General features: G+C 63.6%; 15 protein-coding genes, 1 tRNA gene and 1 pseudogene. 7 read left to right on the forward strand and 10 right to left on the reverse strand.

The annotated features are described in order from the left end of the window. Positions 1–995 (forward strand): ABC transporter ATP-binding protein (locus J1C56_RS00005; RefSeq protein ID WP_214384989.1); only part of this gene is annotated, 995 nt, incomplete at its 5' end. A 691-nt stretch (positions 996–1,686) separates the two neighbouring features. Here J1C56_RS00005 and J1C56_RS00010 read toward each other — a convergent pair. After that, a complete protein-coding gene (locus tag J1C56_RS00010) occupies positions 1,687–2,115 on the reverse strand; it encodes a GNAT family N-acetyltransferase (RefSeq protein WP_214384990.1) in 429 nt (142 codons plus the stop codon). 172 nt (positions 2,116–2,287) lie between these two features. After that, positions 2,288–2,758 (reverse strand): metallophosphoesterase family protein, encoded by a 471-nt coding sequence (locus J1C56_RS00015; protein ID WP_214384991.1) that lies wholly within the window; start codon positions 2,756–2,758, stop codon positions 2,288–2,290. A gap of 277 nt (positions 2,759–3,035) precedes the next feature. On the opposite strand from J1C56_RS00015, the gene J1C56_RS00020 reads away from it, so the two are divergent. Continuing rightward, positions 3,036–4,514 carry a protein adenylyltransferase SelO gene (locus tag J1C56_RS00020; protein WP_214386586.1) on the forward strand — a complete coding sequence of 493 codons (1,479 nt, stop codon included), beginning with the start codon at positions 3,036–3,038 and terminating at the stop codon, positions 4,512–4,514. A 213-nt stretch (positions 4,515–4,727) separates the two neighbouring features. On the opposite strand, the gene J1C56_RS00025 is transcribed toward J1C56_RS00020, so the two are convergent. Beyond that, positions 4,728–5,780 carry a helix-turn-helix domain-containing protein gene (locus tag J1C56_RS00025; protein ID WP_214384992.1) on the reverse strand — a complete coding sequence of 351 codons (1,053 nt, stop codon included), beginning with the start codon at positions 5,778–5,780 and terminating at the stop codon, positions 4,728–4,730. Between the two features lie 241 nt (positions 5,781–6,021). On the opposite strand from J1C56_RS00025, the gene J1C56_RS00030 reads away from it, so the two are divergent. Continuing rightward, a complete protein-coding gene (locus tag J1C56_RS00030) occupies positions 6,022–10,692 on the forward strand; it encodes an autotransporter domain-containing protein (RefSeq protein WP_275945128.1) in 4,671 nt (1,556 codons plus the stop codon). A 308-nt stretch (positions 10,693–11,000) separates the two neighbouring features. On the opposite strand, the gene J1C56_RS00035 is transcribed toward J1C56_RS00030, so the two are convergent. The 4 genes and pseudogenes from J1C56_RS00035 to J1C56_RS00045 all read right to left on the reverse strand — a co-directional run bounded on the left by J1C56_RS00035 (position 11,001) and on the right by J1C56_RS00045 (position 12,787). Then, positions 11,001–11,270, reverse strand: coding sequence for a CoA transferase (locus J1C56_RS00035; protein WP_246591028.1), 270 nt, complete (start codon positions 11,268–11,270; stop codon positions 11,001–11,003). Between the two features lie 132 nt (positions 11,271–11,402). Continuing rightward, a pseudogene (locus tag J1C56_RS33405) lies at positions 11,403–11,507 on the reverse strand (hypothetical protein); the annotation flags it as partial. 148 nt (positions 11,508–11,655) lie between these two features. Continuing rightward, a tRNA-Gln gene (locus J1C56_RS00040) sits at positions 11,656–11,729 on the reverse strand. Positions 11,730–11,842: 113 nt separating this feature from the next. Continuing rightward, complete coding sequence (locus J1C56_RS00045) at positions 11,843–12,787, reverse strand: lysylphosphatidylglycerol synthase transmembrane domain-containing protein (protein WP_214384994.1); 945 nt, start codon at positions 12,785–12,787, stop codon at positions 11,843–11,845. A gap of 293 nt (positions 12,788–13,080) precedes the next feature. Between J1C56_RS00045 and J1C56_RS00050 the strand changes: the two genes are divergently transcribed. Next, positions 13,081–14,436 carry a Ppx/GppA phosphatase family protein gene (locus J1C56_RS00050; protein WP_214384995.1) on the forward strand — a complete coding sequence of 452 codons (1,356 nt, stop codon included), beginning with the start codon at positions 13,081–13,083 and terminating at the stop codon, positions 14,434–14,436. After that, a complete protein-coding gene (locus tag J1C56_RS00055) occupies positions 14,433–15,155 on the forward strand; it encodes an RlmE family RNA methyltransferase (protein WP_214384996.1) in 723 nt (240 codons plus the stop codon). The genes J1C56_RS00050 and J1C56_RS00055 overlap by 4 nt, the downstream gene beginning before the upstream one ends. On the opposite strand, the gene J1C56_RS00060 is transcribed toward J1C56_RS00055, so the two are convergent. Further along, the gene (locus J1C56_RS00060) at positions 15,150–16,559 is read right to left on the reverse strand and encodes an MFS transporter (RefSeq protein WP_214384997.1); all 1,410 of its coding nucleotides are present in this window, start codon (positions 16,557–16,559) and stop codon (positions 15,150–15,152) included. The two genes, J1C56_RS00055 and J1C56_RS00060, sit on opposite strands and share 6 nt — an antisense overlap. A 258-nt stretch (positions 16,560–16,817) precedes the next feature. Continuing rightward, positions 16,818–17,153: a DUF898 domain-containing protein gene (locus tag J1C56_RS00065; RefSeq protein WP_214384998.1), complete on the reverse strand. Its 336-nt coding sequence runs from the start codon at positions 17,151–17,153 to the stop codon at positions 16,818–16,820. On the opposite strand from J1C56_RS00065, the gene guaB reads away from it, so the two are divergent. Then, positions 17,140–18,642 (forward strand): IMP dehydrogenase, encoded by a 1,503-nt coding sequence (guaB, locus tag J1C56_RS00070; protein WP_214384999.1) that lies wholly within the window; start codon positions 17,140–17,142, stop codon positions 18,640–18,642. The two genes, J1C56_RS00065 and guaB, sit on opposite strands and share 14 nt — an antisense overlap. 219 nt (positions 18,643–18,861) lie before the next feature. Here guaB and J1C56_RS00075 read toward each other — a convergent pair whose 3' ends face one another. Continuing rightward, complete coding sequence (locus tag J1C56_RS00075; protein ID WP_214385000.1) at positions 18,862–19,161, reverse strand: hypothetical protein; 300 nt, start codon at positions 19,159–19,161, stop codon at positions 18,862–18,864. Between J1C56_RS00075 and J1C56_RS00080 the strand changes: the two genes are divergently transcribed. After that, entirely contained in the window at positions 19,145–19,564 is a 420-nt protein-coding gene (locus J1C56_RS00080; RefSeq protein WP_214385001.1) for an MAPEG family protein, read from the forward strand. The two genes, J1C56_RS00075 and J1C56_RS00080, sit on opposite strands and share 17 nt — an antisense overlap. The last annotated feature ends 28 nt before the right edge of the window (positions 19,565–19,592 follow it).

A 19,592-nucleotide genomic window follows, 5' to 3' on the forward strand; every position in this document is an offset into this window, starting at 1 on the left:
GGTTCAAGAGCGTCCAGCGCGGCAAGTTTGTGCATGCGGTCGACGACGTTTCCATCGAACTCTATCCGGGTGAAATCGTTGGCCTGGTCGGTGAGTCTGGTTGCGGGAAGTCGACGCTCGGGCGCACCATCGTCGGGCTCGAGAAGGCAACCGCCGGACGTGTGCTGCTCGATGGCGTCGACCTCAGCACGCTTTCGGGCTCGGCTCTCCGGGACAGCCGCAGGGCGCTGCAATACGTGTTCCAGGATCCGTATTCGTCCCTCAACGATCGCCAGACAGTCGGGGAAACCATCGACGAAGCCCTGCAGATCGACGGGCTCAAGTCCAGGGCCGACCGCGACCGCCGCACCAAGGAGCTTCTCGACCAGGTCGGCCTCGCCGATGTCGTGAAGGACCGCCATACGCGCGAGCTTTCCGGTGGCCAACGCCAGCGCGTTGCCATTGCTCGCTCCCTTGCGGTCAATCCACGGGTGTTGATCTGCGACGAACCGGTCAGCGCGCTGGACCTTTCGATCCGGGCCCAGGTGATGAACCTGTTCCTGCGGCTGCAGAAAGACCTGGGCGTGGCCTGCCTGTTCATCGCCCACGACCTCGAACTCGTCAGGCAGGCAGCCTCGCGCGTCTATGTCATGTATCTCGGCAAGATCGTCGAGCATGGCCCGTCGCAGGAGCTCTACGACCATCCGAGCCATCCCTACTCGCAGATGCTGCTGGCCTCGGTGCCCGAGGCCGATCCCATCGCCGAGAGACAGCGCAAGGTCCCGCTGATGGTGGGTGAGGTGCCGAGCCCTACCAATCCACCGTCAGGCTGCAGGTTCCGAACCCGCTGCCCCATGGCGGTCGATGACTGCAAGCAGCAGGTGCCGCCCGCTTTGAAGCTGTCCCCGGGACACGATGCGGCATGCGTGTTTGCCAAGGATCTCCACCGCGGCAAGCGATCAGCTCTGCTGGAGGCGGAGGTTGCGGCAACACGCGTTGATGCCTTGGCCTCCTGACCCAGTCGCAAAGAAACGCCTGGTTTTCCGCGGCGCGCTACCACTCCCGGCGCGCCGCGTGATCCCAACTCCAGGCGTCAGCCGGCAGTGCGTTCGAGGTTCCCCATCTCGGTAAACGCACTGCCGGTTCCCGGGACGAACATCCCCGAGTTACCGTTCACCGATCTCATTCGCGACCCAAAGGGCCGCGACATCATCCGCAACGTGCTCCTCGGCTTGAATTGGCAGATCAGGACTGATGCGAATGCCGGCTTCATTCTGGGCGACGCAGCCGTTCTGCACGAGAAGTCGGATCTGGGATCGGGCCTGCGAACACCGCTATCCAAGACGACGGCTCTCTACCTCACGCCGTCCAAAACGCCACGGCAAGGGATCGACAACACGGTCGCCAAGTCATTCGAGGTCGACGACCTGAATTATGAAAGTGCGGCTCGCGCAGACGCGAATCGACGAGGTCCGAACGCAGGTCACCGCTCGAGGCCTCCCTTCGGTCTAGTGCGCTCGCTTCAGCATTCCGATCACCATTCTTGTTGGCGCCGTGCGAATAAGCTGTATCGAGTATCCCCTTCACTGAGCGAATCCAGCCACGGAAAAATGTCTGCTTTCGAGTGTTTTTGGGCTGGAAGCAGACCGTCTACAAACGGCCCCGAAACGGAATGTTCTCAAACGGGGTAGAAAACGGAAGCCCGTGCTACTCCCGCTCAGGGGCGGCGTGGTAGAAAATGATCTCCGGATCACCTTCATCAAGGTTGTCGACGTATCCGCTCGGGCTGAAGCCCAACTTAGCAAACAGCATCTGCATTGGTCTGTTGGACATGTTGGTGGAGCTGAATAGTTTCCGGTCAGGGATAATCGATTGGAAATGCTTGACGATCGAAGCGCCCAATCCCTGACGACGGAATTCTCGGCCCACCATCACCATCTCGACAAAAGGCTGGCCAAAGAAGTGCTTTGTCAGCACGCCGTAAGCGGCTACCCGGCCATTTGTCTCAGCAACATGACAGCACGCCGATCCGAGCCACTTGCGAATTTGATCACGGCGCTCCAGGCTCGTCTCAGCAACGGAATCGATGGCGCAAAGCGCCTCGTAGTCATCGATAATCGCCGACCGAATGCGCATAATTTCCTACACTACCAATAATACCAGGGGGCCTGCTACGGGCCGCAAACTGTAAGTCCACTAAGTGGCAGATGACAACATTTCTGAAGTCAACTCGAGCGTCCGCTTTTGACGATTGTTACCCTGAAGTTGCCGGTCCGGAATCGGCCCCTTGTCAGACATGCTGACGGCTTCAGCGAAGATCTGAGGCAATCTCGTAAATTTTGGGCACCATTCGCCCGTGGATGATCTGGACCATTGCCAAGGTGATGGGCAGCCTGAACCTGCGCGGGCCTGCACTGCCCGGGTTGAGATAAATAGCGTCATCGCAGCTCTCGATACTGGCACGATGCGAATGACCAGAAATCACGAGATTGATGCCCATCACGGCTGGAGCAAACGTCATATCCTTTCGGTCGTGGATCACGAATATCTTCTGCCCGAACAGCGTCACTTGAAGGGTATCTGGAAACATAGACGCCCACGGCTCGACATCGACATTGCCGCGAATTGCCGAGACTGGCGCAACACGCTCCAATCTCTCGATGATGGCGGGGTTTCCAATGTCGCCCGCATGGACGATGTGGTCGACGCCCTGGAGAAGCGCAACAGCGTCCTCGCGCAGAAGGCCGTGAGTATCTGAGATCACACCGAGCGTGTTCATAGAGCCCAGAACTATCAGTTCTCGCTGGCATTGGCGAGAATGCTGACTTCGGAGTCGTTGGTCCTCCCTTGGGGATCCAGAACGAGGACTACGTCAAGAGTACGCATCAGACCCTCGGCCGCTCGCTTCCTTCTGGATATGGAATGGCGCTACGGCGACAACTGACAGCAGCTTGCTGGCTGGATGCCAATATCAGAAAACAGCCCCTCTCAAATTGTTGGTCCGCGACCCGCGGCATCCCTATTTAGCTGGTAACCTGAACAAGCCCCGAGATGTCATGCGCAGTCCCCGGTTCCAACACACCTATGCCGCCGACCTCCCCGAACGGCTTTACGCCCGTCCGGATCCATCCTCGGTTTCGACACCGCGTCTGGTTGAACTGAATGAAACACTGGCGACGGAACTAGGCCTCGACATCGGCTGGTTGCGTAGTCCTGACGGCATCGAAATGCTGGCCGGAAACCGCTTCCCCGCAGACGTGCGCCCCATCGCCCAAGCCTATGCGGGTCACCAGTTCGGCAACTTCGTGCCGCAGCTTGGCGACGGTCGTGCCGTCCTCGTCGGAGAGTTGCTCGATACCAGCGGCCAATTGCGCGACATTCAATTGAAGGGCTCCGGTCCGACCCGGTTTTCCCGCAATGGCGATGGGCGCGCTGCGCTCGGACCGATGATGCGCGAGTACATCGTCAGCGAGGCGATGCACGCACTCGCCATCCCAACCACGCGAACCCTATCGCTGGTTGCCACTGGCGAGCACGTCTACCGCGAGACCAGGCTTCCCGGAGCGCTGATAGCGCGCGTTGCCGCCAGCCACATCCGCGTCGGCACGTTCCAGTACCTTGCCGTACGGGAAGACATCGACGGCTTGAGGGCGTTAGCGGACTACGCAATTGCGCGGCACTATCCGCATCTCGCCGAAGTCCCAGGTCGCTACCTTGGGTTCCTCAATGCCGTTGTAGCAGCGCAGGCGAAGCTGGTGGCGCAGTGGATGCTGGTCGGCTTTATCCACGGCGTTCTCAATACCGACAACGTCGCAATTTCTGGCGACACGATCGATTATGGTCCATGTGCGTTCATGGACGCCTATCATCCGGCGACTGTGTTCAGTTCCATCGACCATCAAGGCCGCTACGCGTTTGCAAACCAGCCGCGCATCACCGTCTGGAACCTGGCGCGACTGGCCGAAGCGCTGCTGCCCATTCTGGGAAGCGAAGCAGGCGGAGACGATGAGGGCTTTGAGCAGGCGAAAGCGGCGATCGGATCGTTCCAGGCACGCTACGAGGCTGCGTTTCATGAAGGCATGCGCCACAAGATCGGGCTGTTTACCGAACAGCCGGGCGACCTTGACCTTGCTGCCGGACTGCTTGACCTGATGGCGCGCAACGCGGCGGATTTCACCCTTACATTTCGCGATCTCGCTCATGGGGTCGACGGCGCCGGCCGAGTACGCAACCACTTCATCGACCCTACTGCTTTCGATGGCTGGGCTTCGCGCTGGCGCGAACGGCTGGCTCTCGAGCCGGAGAATGCAGCCGACCGCACTGCTCGGATGCGCACAGTGAACCCGAAGTACATAGCACGCAATCACCGTGTCGAAGCTGCCATCGCCTCCGCCACCGATGAAGGCGATTTTGGCCCTTTCCATAGCCTGCTCGCCGTCCTGGCGCGCCCGTTCGACGAGCAGCCCGAGATGGAGGAATACGCGCGGCCACCAGCAGACGAAGAGCGCGTCCTGCAGACATTCTGCGGTACGTAATTGCGACCTCTGGGATCGACGCGCTTTTTGCCGGCAGCTATCCCACATCAGAGGCTCGAAACCGGACTGTCTGCTGTCGAAATCCTTGAGCCAATTCAGCTCTAGCCCATTGTTGACCGAATACAGGCCGGGCAGTTACATCTACAACGACCGCTCACTCGTGGCGTGCATCGCATCGGATCGATGCCGCTGCCTGCATGAATCGACGACCTATCAAAGCACTGATCGACGGACCGTTTCGGTGCCTAGCAACCAGCGGTTCATGGTTTCGAAAACACTGTCGCCGCACAATCCAGGCTCGGCGTTCCCGGTTCGCCAGAATCCGTCGCGAAGTTCCGAAGGCGATGCGCCGTATGCCTGGCGGAATGCCCGGCTAAAGACCGAAATGCTGCTGAAACCGTAGCGAGCGGCAATCTCCCCGACGCGCTCGTGCCGGCACGCGGGGTCGATGATATCGTGATAAGCCTGCCTCATCCGGCGTTGCTGGATAAAGTGGCTGGCGCCGCCCAGCGGCTCGAACAGCCGGTAGAGTTTCGCCCTGGACACGCCGAGTTGCTGGCAGAGGAATTCGGGTCCAAGTGCCGGGTTTTGAAGGTTCGTCTCGACGATCCGTCGGGCGGCCTGCAACGAGACGACGACGGCGGCCCGCGCAATCGAATTTCGACCATCGGCGGACGCTCCGGCGAACGCGGCGACCATCGCCGCGATCGCACGCCCTGCTGCACGGACATCCGGCACGCTGAGCGCCGGTGCCTGCGCCAACAAGGTCCACAAATGGCTTGCCAGCACGGTGTTGAGCGGAGCGGATTTCGGCAGAACCTGTCCGTGCAAACCGTCGGGATCGGCCAGAAACGGCGTGATCAATGTTCGCGGCAGCATGACAGTGAGAGATTTGAAGCCCGGCGCCCGCAATGCGTTTGCCCTTGTCATGTCCAGAAGGCACACGTCGCCGGGCCGAACCTCGACCGAGCGGCCCTCGAGGTCGAGGTCACATCCACCGTCCGCATACAGCAGCAGGCAGATAGTATCGATCCCGCTCTGCGCAATGGTCTTTGTGGTGCGCTTGTAGGTGGCTGCCGAGGACGTACCCAGTGCGACGGCAATGTCGGCAAACTGGTAGCTCGTCATTTCAGCCCCGAAGGAGGTCCGCGCGCGCGCATCGCACGCATCCACCAAGTAGAGCGGAGATATACCACTGCGCCAGAGCTCGAATTCGCGCGTGTTGTCAGGGGTAACAGAGACGTCGAGGCGGAACTTGGCAGGCATCGCGCCCCGTACGTGCTCTGCCGGTGGCTCCACTGCCGTCTCCATTGTTCTGTTGATACAACAGGATGGCTTGGCGGGATGGAGTTTGCAAGGCGTCTCCATTTTTTGACATCCACTCTCATTCTTACCCTCTCGGCTTTACGGCCAAGACCGCCTCGATAAGTTCGCGAAACGAATCCTGGGGGGCACGGTCGTGCAAAACGCAGGCGTCATCGACATTTGAGGCTTGGGGGAATCCGACATGTTCGCATCTGCTGGTTTGGCAGCACATTGGCTGATGCCTGAGACGTCGGGACGCCGCCGGTTGGGCCTGCTCAGGACCAGCACCGCGCTGCCGCTGGCGCTTCTGCTCCTGGCGGCAACCGCAACGACGGGTGCCGCGCAGGTCATCGTCGGCGCCGACGGGCAGAACGGAACCGGGTCGGCAGGCGGGCTGGGCAGCAGTCCCGGGCTGAACGACGGCGGGCTGGGCAGCGATGGGCAAGGCAGCGCCGGGCCGGTCGGCGGTGGCGCCGGAGGCGTCAACGCGAGAAATGGCGGCAATGGCGGGTTTGGCGGCGGCAATGGCGGCGGTGGCTTAGGCGGCGCCGGCGGCGGCGGTGGCGGCGGCATCGAGAGCCAAGGGCGCGGCGGCGGTGGCGGCAGCCGCACGAATGGCGGCGGCGGCGGCGGCGGCGGTGCCGCGACAACCGTCTCCTCCGACACGCTTTTCGGCGCCGCGACAATCACCGGCGGCAATGGCGGCATCGGCGCCGCCGGGCTCGCCGGCGGTGGCGGCGGCGGCGCGGGCATTGTCCTGTCGGGAACAGCTGTGCTGACCACCGCGGCAACGATCCAGGGCGGCAATGGCGGTGAGTCCGCTTTCGGGGGCTCCTCCGGCGGCGGCGGCGGTGGTGGCGGCATCGTCATCACCGGCACGGGCACGGTCATCAACACCGGCATCGTCAGTGGCGGCAATGGCGGCCGGAGCTCCTATCAGGATCGCTATTTCAATGCCGGCCAGGGCGGCATCGGCATTGCCGCGGGCGGCGGCGCGACAATCATCAATGCCGGCACGATCGCCGGCGGCTTCCGGGTCGACAGCGCCGGCGGGCGCAACGATGCAATCAGGTTCAGCGGCAACGACAACCGGCTGGAGCTGCGGGCCGGTTCGGTGATCCAGGGCAATGTGGTCGGCGGCGGCAGCGACACGCTGGCAATCGGGGGTGCGACGGACAGCAGCTTCGATGTTTCCTCTGTCGGCGCCGCCGCCCAGTATCGCGGCTTTGGCATCCTGGACAAGGCCGGCACCAGCACCTGGACCCTGACCGGCACCACGACGGCGGTGACGGCCTGGACCCTGTCCCAGGGCAAGCTGTCGATCACCAGTGACGCGAACCTCGGCGCCACAGGCGGTGCGCTGACCTTCAACGGCGGCACGCTGCTGAATGCCGGCAGTGCCATCTCGAGCAGCCGGAGCATCGTGCTCGGCGCGGGCGGCGGCACGATCGAGACGGGGGCGGGCGCCAGCGTCACCAGCTCGGGCGGCGTCAGCGGGGCCGGCGCGCTCACCAAAACCGGGGCCGGCCTTCTCACGCTGCGTGGCGCCAACACCTCCCTTGGCGGCATCACGCTTGCCGGCGGCTCGCTGGTTGGCGACACGACGAGCCTTAACGGCAACATCGATGTCGGCAACGGCACCGCGCTCCAGTTCGATCAGGCGAATGGCGGCTCCTATGCAGGCCAGCTCTCGGGCAGCGGCGACTTGACGAAGACCGGCGCCGGCGCGGTCACGCTGACCGGAGACAGCGCGGCGTTTTCAGGGCCCACCCAGGTCATGGCCGGCACATTGGCCGTCGACGGCAAACTCGGCGGATCCGTCGACGTGGCAATGGGCGCCACGCTGTCGGGCACCGGCACGCTGACCGGTGACGTGACCGTCGGGAATGGCGCGACCCTGGCGGCAGGCGCGAGCCCCGGCACGCTTACTGTCGGTGCCCTGACACTGAATGCCGGCTCGACCTCGATCTTCGAACTGAATGCGCCCGGCATCGTCGGCGGCGCGGGCAACGATCTCGTCAAGGTCACCAACGACCTCTCGCTTGGCGGCACGCTCGACGCACGCGTGGCTTCCGCGGGCTACTATCGTCTCTACAATTACGGCGGCAGCCTCTCCGGTGACTTCGACAATGTCGACATCAACGGCACCGGCGGGTTCACGCCTGTTACGGGCGAGTTGCGCATGTCGGTGCAGAACCAGGTCAACCTCGCGGTGCTCGGCACCGGCCAGACGATGCGGTTCTGGGATGGCACCGATATTACCGGCAACGGCATCGTCGACGGTGGCGCCGGCACCTGGAGCGCTACCAACACCAACTGGACCGGCGAACCCGGACAAGCCGACATCAACGACAACTGGCGCGGCTCGGTCGGGGTGTTTGCTGGCGCCGCCGGCGGTGCCGTCACTGTCGTCGGCACCCATGATTTCGATACGCTGCAGTTCTCGACCACCGGCTACGAACTCAATGGCGGCGCGCTGGCCATCGCTCCGGCGAGCGGCAGCCAGGGAACGCTGAACATCGACACCGGCGTCGAGGCGACGATCGGCTCGGTGATCCAGGATGGCACCGGCACAGGCCTCGTCAAGGCCGGCGGCGGCACGCTCGTCCTGACGGGGACCAACAGCTACACCGGCGGCACCACCATAACAGGCGGCACGCTGCAACTCGGCAATGGCGGCGTCACGGGCACGGTCGTCGGCAACGTGTCGAACAACGGCGTGCTGGTCGTCAATCGTTCCGGCACGGCGGATGTCGCCGGCGTCATGTCAGGCACTGGCAGCGTCCGCCAGATCGGCGGCGGCGTCACGCGCCTGACCGCCGACAACAGCTATGTCGGCGGCACCTTCATCGACGCGGGCGAACTGCGCATCGGCGGCGGCGGCACGACAGGTGCGATCGTCGGCAACGTCGCCAATAATGGCGCGCTCTCCTTCGACCGCTCCGACTTGGTGACGTTTGGCGGCGTGGTCTCGGGGACAGGCAGCCTCGAACAGCTCGGCAGCGGAACGCTCGTCCTGACCGGCGCAAACAGCTACGCCGGCGGCACCGTCGTCAGCAGCGGCACGCTGCGGATCGGCGCCGGCGGCACCACCGGTTCGATTGCCGGAGACGTCGTCAATCTCGGCCGGCTGGCCTTCGACCGTTCCGACAACATCACCTTCTCAGGTGTGATCTCGGGCAATGGCGCGCTCGACCTGATCGGCAGCGGCAGGACCGAACTCACCGGCAACAGCGCCGCCTTTGCCGGCGCAACCACCGTCTCGGCCGGAACGCTGGCCGTCAATGGTACGCTTGGGGGCGCGCTGAGCGTCGCCGGCGGCGCGACGCTGCTGGGCTCCGGCACTGTCGGCACGACCGTGGTGAACGGCACGCTGTCGCCGGGCAATGCGATCGGCACGCTGACGGTCGACGGAGACCTGACCTTCATGGCAGGCGCCACCTATGCGGTCCAGATCGCCCCGGCAACGGCCGACCGCGTCAATGTCAGCGGAACCGCCACCCTCGGCGGTGCCAATGTCGCGGCGAGCTTCGCGCTCGGCGCCAATGTCGCCAAGCAATACACGATCGTTCATTCGGACACCGGCGTCAGTGGGACGTTCGGTTCGATCGCCAACACCAACCTGCCGGCAACGTTCGCGTCGTCGCTCTCCTACGATGCCACCAACGCCTATCTCGATCTCGAACTTGATTTCTCGCAGCCGCCAGGCTCCGGCCTCACCAGCAACCAGCGGAGCGTCGCCAACGCGCTGGCCGATCATTTCGATCGCACCGGCAGCATTCCGATTGCCTTCGGCGGCCTGACCGCGGCCGGGCTGGCGCAGGCTTCGGGGGAAGTGGCGACCGGCACGCGGCAGGCGACGTTCGAAGCGATGAACCTGTTCGTCGGCCTGCTGACCGATCCCTTCATCGGCCAACGCGGCGTCGTCGCTCCGGGCGGCGGCGCGCCTTTGGCCTATGGCGAAGTGCGCCCGACCCCGGCGCAAACGGGTATCGACGCCGCGCTGGCGGCACCCAACAAAGCGGCGCCGCTTCAGCCTTCGCGCTTTGACCAACGCTGGTGGGCGGCAGGATTCGGCGGCGCGCGGACCACGGACGGCAACGTCGACACCGGTTCCAACACGGCGACGAGCAAGGCCTACGGCATGGCGGTTGGCGCCGATTATGGCCTCTCGCCCGACACGCTGATCGGCTTTGCAGTGGCAGGGGGCGGCACCAGCTTCGACATTGCGGGCGGCCAGGGCTCGGGGAACTCGGATATGTTCCAGGCGGGCGCGTTCGTCCGTCATCAGATGGGGTCGGGCTACGTGACGGGTGCGCTCGCCTATGGCTGGCAAGACGTGACCACCGAGCGCCTCGGCAGCGATGCGCTGTCGCTGCGGGCGAACTTCGCTACGAGCACGGTATCCGGCCGCATCGAGGCGGGTTATCGCCACGCGATGCCGGCGCTGGGCGTGACGCCTTACGTGGCAGGCCAGGTCACCGGCATCTTCATGCCTGGCTACGCCGAGCAAGGCACGAGCATATTCGGGCTCAGCTATGCGGCCAGGGATGTGACGGCGACGCGCACTGAATTGGGTGTGCGACTCGACCGTACGTTCACCCATGACGACATGGCGCTGACCCTGCGCGGGCGCGCGGCCTGGGCGCACGACTTCAACCCGGGCAATGCTGTCGCGGCGAGCTTCCAAGCGTTACCCGGCGCCGGCTTCGTCGTCAACGGCGCGGTGCAAAGCGACAATGCGGCGCTGGTCAGCGCCTCGGCCGAGTTTGCCTGGCGCAATGGCCTCTCGCTCGCCGGGACGTTCGAGGGTGAATTCTCGGATGTGTCGACAAGTTATGCCGGAAAGGGCGTCCTTCGTTATCGCTGGTGAAGGCCGTTGCGCGGGAATTTGCGCATACCCGATAGATCGTGCCTGCCAATCTGCCTCGTTCTGCGCTGTGTGCCGTTACCGGTGTCGGTGCTGCTGGGCTGAAATATCAGCATACGGTACGGTTTGCGCCAAACTTGATGTCCGCAACCCGCAAGAGAACACCGGAAGTTGCCGTTCTGCTCTCGGCCCCCCGTTGCGGACATTCTCAGCGAACGGCTACTAACCATATCGGCGGTCGCCCGTTTGGGGACGAGCTATTCTAGGAAGTATCGCGGTTTCCACCTGGCGGGGCCGACGCATGCTCATTCTTAACGTTCTTCTCCTTCCCTCGCAGCAAATTCCCAAATGCAGCCGCTGAGGATCGGCCCTGCCTTGTCCAGCACCAGCGGACTTCGCGAAAACCGGATAGGAGTGCGCAGCCCAAGCAGGCCTTCCGGTTCGATCTTCAGACCGCGGGCTAGGACCTGTGGGGCCGCAATGGCCTCTTTGACGGTATTGATCGGCCCGCCCGGTACGCCGGCGCTTTCCAAGGCGGCAATGAGGTTCTGCTTGGTGCGCAGGCGCGTCTTTTCCGACAAGACACTCGGCCAGCGCCTTGCGATTGCCGACACGGGCTGGGTTGGCGGGATCGACCAGACCCAACACGGTGCAGGCCGCGCCACCACGGATGCCTTCTTACGGTCCGAGAGCCTAAGGCTCAGTGAAAGCCGGCCGTTTCCGGTCGACTCCGCGAAACCGACGGGAACGCGGGCGCGCCAGTAGAAGACTCGTCCCCTTAGGACCAGGTTTTCAATCTGATGCCTGCGCAGTCCCATCCGCCCGTGCTCCACTCCTCCAAGCCGGGTGGACACCAGCTCTGGACATCAGTTGTGGGCACCACTTGCGGAAGGCCGATTCGACATGAACGATGACCCTACGAAAGGTCATCAATCCCGCGGATTTCAAAGCTTTTGGAAGGCGTGTTGGCTGGGGAACCTGGATTCGAACCAGGACTAACGGAGTCAGAGTCCGTGGGTCTACCGTTAACCTATTCCCCAGCAGGGCCGATTTTTGGTTCGGCCGCGGCGCTGTCTCGACAACGCCGCCGGTGCGCGCCTTTTAGCCGCCGCCGGGAAATAGTCAACCCCATCGGCAGCGGCAATTTCGGTTTTCAGGCTTCGTCCTGCTTGCCGCTGCGTCCGAACTGCGAATGCTCGAACGCAAGCACCGCGACAATGCCGAGGATGAGCGGAATGATGAGATAAAACAGGCGGAAAACCAGCAGTGCCGCGAGAACCGTGGCCGGGTCCATTTCCGGCAGGCCGGTGAGGAAGACCACCTCGAGCACGCCCAGGCCGCCCGGTGCGTGCGACGCCTGTGCCACCGCAAAAGAGAACAGGAAGATGCCGAGCACGATCAGGTAGCCCGGGTTGTTTTCTGCGGGCAGGGCAAAATAGATGATCGCGGCCGCAGCCAGGATTTCCAGCGGTCCAATGATCAGCTGGCGTGCGACGATCGGCAGCGCCGGGTAATGCAGGCGGAAGCTGCGGATGGCGAGCGGCTTGAGATGCAGCCAGCTGCCAAAGATATAGGCGGCAACGCTGAGCAGCATGGCGATGCCGAGCGCGATCCACCAGCCCTCGTGGCTGCCTTCGGTGTAGCGGTCGAGCAGGCCCGGTTCGAGCAAAATCACGACCGCCCCGACGAACACGCTCGACAGCACGAAGGTGAACCAGCAGATACCGACCAGAACCCCGACATCCTGGCCGCTCAGCCCCTTGGTGGCATAGGCGCGGTAACGGATGACGGCGCCCGAAAACACCGAGCCGCCGATGTTGTGCGACAGCGCATAGGTGGTGAAGGAGCAGACGGTGACGAAGAACCACGACACCCGTTTGCCGAGATGCAGAAGCGCGATGTGGTCATAGCCGGCAAGCGCGGCGTAGGCGACGATCGAACTGAGGGCCGACAGCAGCCATCCATGCACGGGAATGGCGGTCAGGCCGGCCCAGACATCGTCGAGGGAGATTTCACGCCACTCGTGGTAGAGCAGCCAGGCAGAAACGGCGACGGCGCCGAGCCCGATGACGGGCCAGATGTAGTCCTTGATTCTCATGCGGCAGCGCTTGCCCGCTCCTTTCGGTCTGGCGTCTCAGTACCTCTTTTTGTGGCTATGCGTCCGCTCGCATGACCGGCTGGATTGTCAGCTTTGCCTCATCGAAGCCGGCTATTCAACCCGAGCCGCGGTTTTCGCCAGGGAAACGGCCGGGGGCGACGAGCACGGGCCAAAATTCGCGACATGCGGGCCTTGGTGATCCGGCCTCGCGCTGATAGTCTGGTGCCAACACAAGATGAGATGCGCGTGCAGCGTCCGAAAAGGTTCGCGCGGCGCCAGAAGGAAGTTGCAAGGTGAAGGACCGCGAGCCCGGCGCTGACGCGTCGGATGCGGGTGTCTCCGGGGATGGGCCGTCGCGTCAAGGCGCTGGCCGATCCCAAAAGGGCCGTCAGGCCGCCGCACGACCGGTCAACGGTCACGGCCAAGGGGACGCTGCGCAACACAAGGCAAAGACCAGGAAAAGGCGCAAGCGCCGTCGCGGCCGCAAGGTTTTTGCACGTGACGGCGTGTTGCCAGTGGTTGGTGGCGGACAGGCTGAAACGGCCAGCCCGCCCTCGCTCAAGCCCAATACACCTCCGGCAAGACCAAGCCCTGCGGCAACGCCGGAGCAGGCCGAGCAGGCGCGTCGCGTGCCGACCTCGGAGCTGCCGGTTTTTGCAGCGCTCGACCTCGGCACCAACAATTGCCGGTTGCTTGTTGCCGTGCCCGGCCGGCCCGGGCAGTTCCGTGTCATCGACGCTTTCTCGCGCATCGTGCGGCTGGGCGAGGGGCTGTCGGCCTCGGGCCGTCTTGGCCAGCCGGCCATGGACCGCGCGGTCGAGGCACTCAAGGTCTGCAGCGACAAGCTGCGCAACCGCAAGATCAAGAAGGCGCGCCTGATCGCCACCGAAGCCTGTCGCACGGCGGCAAACGGCGCGGAGTTCATCGACCGCGTCGAACGCGAGGCGGGGTTGAAGCTCGAGATCATCGACCGACAGACCGAGGCGCGGCTTGCCGTGTCCGGCTGTGGCTCGCTGGTCGAGCGCGATACCGACGGCGTGGTGCTGTTCGATATTGGCGGCGGCTCATCCGAGATCGCTTTGATCGATGTCTCGCGCCACCGCTCGCCGCGGCTGGCGAATCACATCGTGTCGTGGACATCGCTTCCGGTCGGGGTGGTTTCGCTTGCCGAACGTTTCGGTGGCCGCACGGTGACACGAGAGATCTTTGCCGCGATGGTCGAGGATGTGGCTGCCCGCCTGCGCTCGTTTGACGGGCGCGACCGCCTCAGCCATATCGTGTCGAGCCCGAAGTTCCATTTGCTGGGAACCTCGGGCACAGTGACCACGCTGGCCGGTGTGCATCTCGAACTCGACCGCTACGACCGCCGCCGCGTCGATGGTTTGTGGATGGATGGCACCAGCGTCGACCGAATGGTCGAAAAGGTGCTCGGCTGGGATTTCAACCAGCGCGTGGCAAACCCTTGCATCGGCGCCGACCGGGCCGACCTCGTTCTGGCGGGTTGCGCCATCCTTGAGGCCATTCGCGCGGTCTGGCCGTCGGAAAGGCTGCGTGTCGCCGATCGCGGCTTGCGCGAGGGTATTTTGAGCGAATTGATGGCCGACGACGGCGTATGGCGCCGCAACTGGCGGAACGGACAGCGCATATGACCAAGAAACCAACAAAGCCTGGAGTTGCGGCGGGCGCCACGCGCGTGCTGCGCACCAAGATCAAGAAGAAACACGGGCTCAAGGAATCGTCGCGCCGCTGGCTCGAGCGCCACATGAACGACCCTTACGTCCAGCGTTCCAAGGCCGATGGCTACCGCTCGCGTGCGGCCTACAAGCTGATCGAGATCGACGACAAGCACCATCTGCTCAAGCCTGGCATGAAGATCATCGATCTGGGTGCGGCGCCCGGCGGCTGGTGCCAGGTAGCGGCAGCCCGCACCAACTCGACGGCCGAGAACCCGCATGTCGTTGGCATCGACTATCTCGAAATGGACGCTGTTCCAGGCGCCCCTGTCTTGTTGATGGATTTCCTCGACGACGACGCCCCGGCACGCCTGACCGAGGCGCTTGGTGGCGCGCCTGACCTGGTGCTCTCCGACATGGCGGCGCCGACGACCGGGCATCGCCGCACCGACCATATCCGCACCATGCATCTGTGCGAGGTTGCCGCCGATTTCGCCATTTCAGTGCTGAAGCCGGGCGGTCACTTCCTCGCCAAGACGTTCCAGGGCGGGACCGAAGCCGATCTTTTGAACCTGCTCAAGAAGAATTTCCGCACCGTCCATCACGTCAAGCCACCGGCGTCGCGTGACGAATCGGCCGAGCTCTATCTGCTCGCCAAGGACTTCAAGGGTAAGAGCGAGCCCGAAGCTTCATAGCTGCTGCGGCTCGTCTGCCGTATTCTGCGACAGGCGATGACCGGAGATGGCCTTGCCGGCATCGGGTGCCATGCGCGCATACATGAAGGCCGGCAACAGCGCGATCATGCCAACTGTCAGGAAGGCGAAGGTAAAGCCGGCGCCGCCGATCGCCTGGCCGGTGCCCAGCGACCAGATTTCGAGCGCACCGCCGCCGACTGCAACACCCAGCGCCACGGAGGTCTGCTGCGCCACCGCCGAAATCGCGGTGGCCTGGCCGCTTTGTGCCGCCTCGATGTCGGCGAACACCAGCGCATTCGACGACGTGAAGAACAGCGAGCGCAGGAAGCCTGCCAGGAACAGCACCGCCAGGATCACCAGGTAAGGCGTTTGCGGCGTGAACAGCGCGTTGGCGGCCATCAGGCCGGCCGACACCACTGACGCGATCACCAGCACGGTACGAAAGCCCACCGTTCGCAAGATCCTCGGCGCGACGAACTTCATCGACAGCGCGCCCGCGGCGGTGGCGAAGGTGATCATGCCCGACTGGAACGGCGACAGGCCGAAGCCGAGCTGGAACAGCAGTGGCAAGAGGAAGGGAGATGCACCGACGCCGACGCGAAACAGCGACCCGCCGAAAATGGCGGTACGAAAAACAGGATTGGAAAACAGCTTGAGTTCAAGCAACGGGTAGGGCGCGGTGCGGGCGTGGCGGACATAGAGCAGCCCGGCTGCAAGGCCGATCACGATGGTGACGGCGCCGATGATCGGCGGTAGCGCCGGCAGGCTGACCACCGACAGACCGAAGACGACGCCTGATGCTGCAATCGCCGAAAGGAAGAAGCCGGGCACGTCGATCGGCCGTGTCGCTTCGGGTGGTATCTCGGGCAGGAAGCGACCGGAAAGCCAGATGCCGATCGCGCCGATCGGAATGTTGATCAGGAAGATCCAGTGCCAGGCAAAGAAGGTGGTGATGAAGCCGCCGACCGGTGGGCCGATCAATGGGCCGACAAGCGCTGGAATGGTCAGCGTCGCCATGGCCGCGACCAGCCCGCTCTTTTCCGTGGTGCGCACCAGCACCAGGCGCGCCACCGGCGTCATCATCGATCCGCCCATGCCTTGCAGGAATCGCGCCAGCACGAACTCGCCGAGCGAGCCTGATATGGCGCAGGCGATAGAGCCGAGCATGAACACGCCGATCGCCACGCGGAAGACGAGCTTGGCGCCGAAACGGTCGGCCATCCAGGCGCTGATCGGGATGAAGATGGCGAGCGAAACGAGGTAGGCAGTCAGCGCCAGCTTGAGCGCGATGGGGCTCGTGCCGATGTCGGTGGCGATCGCCGGCAACGAGGTGGCGATGACCGTTGAGTCCATGTTTTCCATGAACAGGGCGACGGCAAGGATCAGCGGGGTGGTTCTGTTCACGAAAGCGTCCGGCATGAAGTCGCGGCCGCTGCAACTCAGCCGTTTTCGAGCGTTAGCATGAATGCACCGGTCTGTCCTTTGCCAGGACCTGACGCTTCTCAAGGCCAGTCAGTTCGAACCGCCGACCTCGCGGGCATAACGCAAGGTCTCGTCGACGCGTTCCGGTGTCGCTGGATGTGTCGGCAAAAAAAGTCGGTTCCGCCACTGTCTCCGAGCTTGTCGCGCAGGAGTTCGAAGAAGCGCGCGATGGCTGCCGGGTCACGCCCCGCCCTGTGAATCAGCTCGACGCTGAACGTTGACGATCCAGATACCGAAACATTCGCGGGTCGTGCCGGCAAAGGTGAAAGGCTCGCGTCGCACCCCTGCAATTTGCGGCTGCATCTCATCTTTTCTGCACCTTGCCGAGAATATGAGACGGCGCAAGTCCCGCAGTCCACGGCTGCGTCGATTGGCCTTGATGGCACACTTTTCATCGCTTCGAAGACGTGGTACCAGCCAGCGCCAATCCTGAAAGGGAAAAGACGAGTCGACGCTGCATACCAATGGTTCCAGCGTCCTTTCACGCATTCCGAGGTTGGCCATGGCAAAAATCATTGAATCCTCCACCGGCGCTCTGGCGCTGACCTTTGACGACGTGCTGCTGCAGCCCGGCCATTCGGAGGTCATGCCCGGCGAAACCGACATCAGCACGCGCATTGCCGGCGATATCGACCTCAACGTGCCGATCATTTCGGCGGCCATGGACACGGTGACAGAATCTCGCCTCGCCATCGCCATGGCCCAGGCTGGCGGCATCGGTGTCATCCATCGCAACTTCACCCCGGTCGAACAGGCTGAACAGGTCCGCCAGGTCAAGAAGTTCGAATCGGGCATGGTGGTCAACCCGGTCACCATCGGCCCGGACGCCACGCTGGCGGATGCGCTGACCTTGATGCGCACGCACGGCATTTCGGGCATCCCGGTCGTCGAAAATGGTGGCACCGGTGGCCAGAAGACCGGTCGCCTGGTCGGCATCCTGACCAATCGCGACGTGCGCTTTGCCTCCGACCCGGCGCAGAAGGTCTACGAGCTCATGACGCGCGAGAACCTGATCACCGTCAAGGAGACGGTCGAGCAGGACGAGGCCAAGCGCCTGCTGCACCAGCACCGCATCGAAAAGCTGCTCGTCGTCGACAAGCACGGCAATTGCGTCGGCCTCATCACCGTCAAGGACATGGAGAAGTCGCAGCTCAACCCGAACGCCTCCAAGGACGCGCAGGGGCGCCTGCGGGCAGCCGCCGCCACCAGTGTTGGCGATGACGGCTTCGAGCGCGCCGAGCGCCTGATCGACGCCGGCGTCGACCTGCTCGTCATCGATACCGCGCATGGCCATTCGCAGCGCGTGCTCGACGCTGTCGCCCGCGCCAAGAAGATTTCCAACTCGGTCCGCATCATGGCCGGAAACGTCGCCACCGCCGACGGCGCCCAGGCGCTGATCGATGCCGGCGCCGACGCCGTCAAGGTCGGCATCGGACCGGGTTCGATCTGCACCACGCGCATCGTCGCAGGTGTCGGCGTGCCGCAGCTTTCGGCCATCATGTCGGCCGTCGAGGCTGCCCAGAAGTCCGGCGTCACGGTCGTTGCCGACGGCGGCATCAAATATTCGGGCGATCTGGCCAAGGCGCTGGCCGCCGGCGCAGGCGCTGCGATGATCGGCTCGCTGCTTGCCGGCACCGAGGAAAGCCCGGGCGAGGTCTATCTGCACCAGGGCCGCTCGTTCAAAGCCTATCGCGGCATGGGTTCGGTCGGGGCGATGGCGCGCGGCTCGGCCGACCGCTACTTCCAGGCCGAGGTTCGCGACACACTCAAGCTGGTGCCCGAGGGCATCGAGGGCCAGGTGCCATACAAGGGCCCTGTTGGCGGCGTCCTGCACCAGTTGGCGGGTGGCCTGAAGGCCGCGATGGGTTATGTCGGCGGTCGCAACCTGGCGGACTTCCGCGAGCGCGCCACCTTCGTGCGCATCTCCAATGCCGGCCTGCGCGAGAGCCACGCCCATGACGTGACCATCACTCGCGAAAGCCCGAACTATCCCGGCGGCATGTAAGCCAGACGATTGTGCGGCTGCGGCGTCACGCCGTCGCGCTGAGCTTCGCCACCGCGGCGGTATTCGCGGTGATGACGCAGCGGAGTTCTTCTATTTCCGCAGTCTGAGCGGCGGCTTGCCGTCGCTCGATCTGCGTTTCCAGGGGGTCTCCTAGAGCGAGGGTTTTGCCTGGGTTGCCGCGCTCGGGCGCCTCGGCGCCGAGATCATTCTCGTTTGGCACTATCTGACGTTCGACTTGATCTTTCCGGCGTTGCTGTCGCTGACGCTGGCCAGCCCGATTCTGAAAACCGGCGACCGGTTGCCGCGCTTCACAGCCATGTCGGAGACCATGCGCCAGCTTGTCGTTGAGAAGTTGGCGGTTGCAGGCAGCATCATGTTTGGCCGATCATGGGACAATGCTTCACGCCCAGTCTCGCCCTCGCCAGTAAACTCTCCATTAATCAGAATGAAGTGTTGTGGCGGATAATCTTGTGATTTTATCGATTTGCTTGAGGTAATGCTTATGAACCAGGCCGCCATTTTTTGGCCCCTGCTTGCGCAGGTCCTGCTGGTCTACATCGTCTATGCCGTACTTTCAGCCCGACGCAGGCATGCAGTTCGCTCGGGTGAAGCACGTGTCAATCAGTTCAAGACGCGCACAGCCGAGCCCGAATCCAGCGTTACCGCTGCTAACAACATCATCAACCAGTTCGAATTGCCGGTGCTGTTCTACACCGTTTGCCTGTCGCTCTATGTGACATCGGGCGTTTCTTACGTCGCGCTCGTGCTGGCGTGGCTATTCGTGACCACGCGCTATGCGCACGCCTGGTTTCACCTGACCAGCAACAGGGTCAAGTTTCGCAGCAGGGCCTTCATTCTGGGCGCGCTGCTGCTGGCGCTACTGTGGATCTGGTTTGCACTGCATCTCGCAGGCGCGGTCTAACTGCCGAACAAAGGGCGGGCCTGGTCAA

Source organism: Aminobacter anthyllidis, assembly GCF_018555685.1.
GTDB lineage: Bacteria > Pseudomonadota > Alphaproteobacteria > Rhizobiales > Rhizobiaceae > Aminobacter > Aminobacter anthyllidis.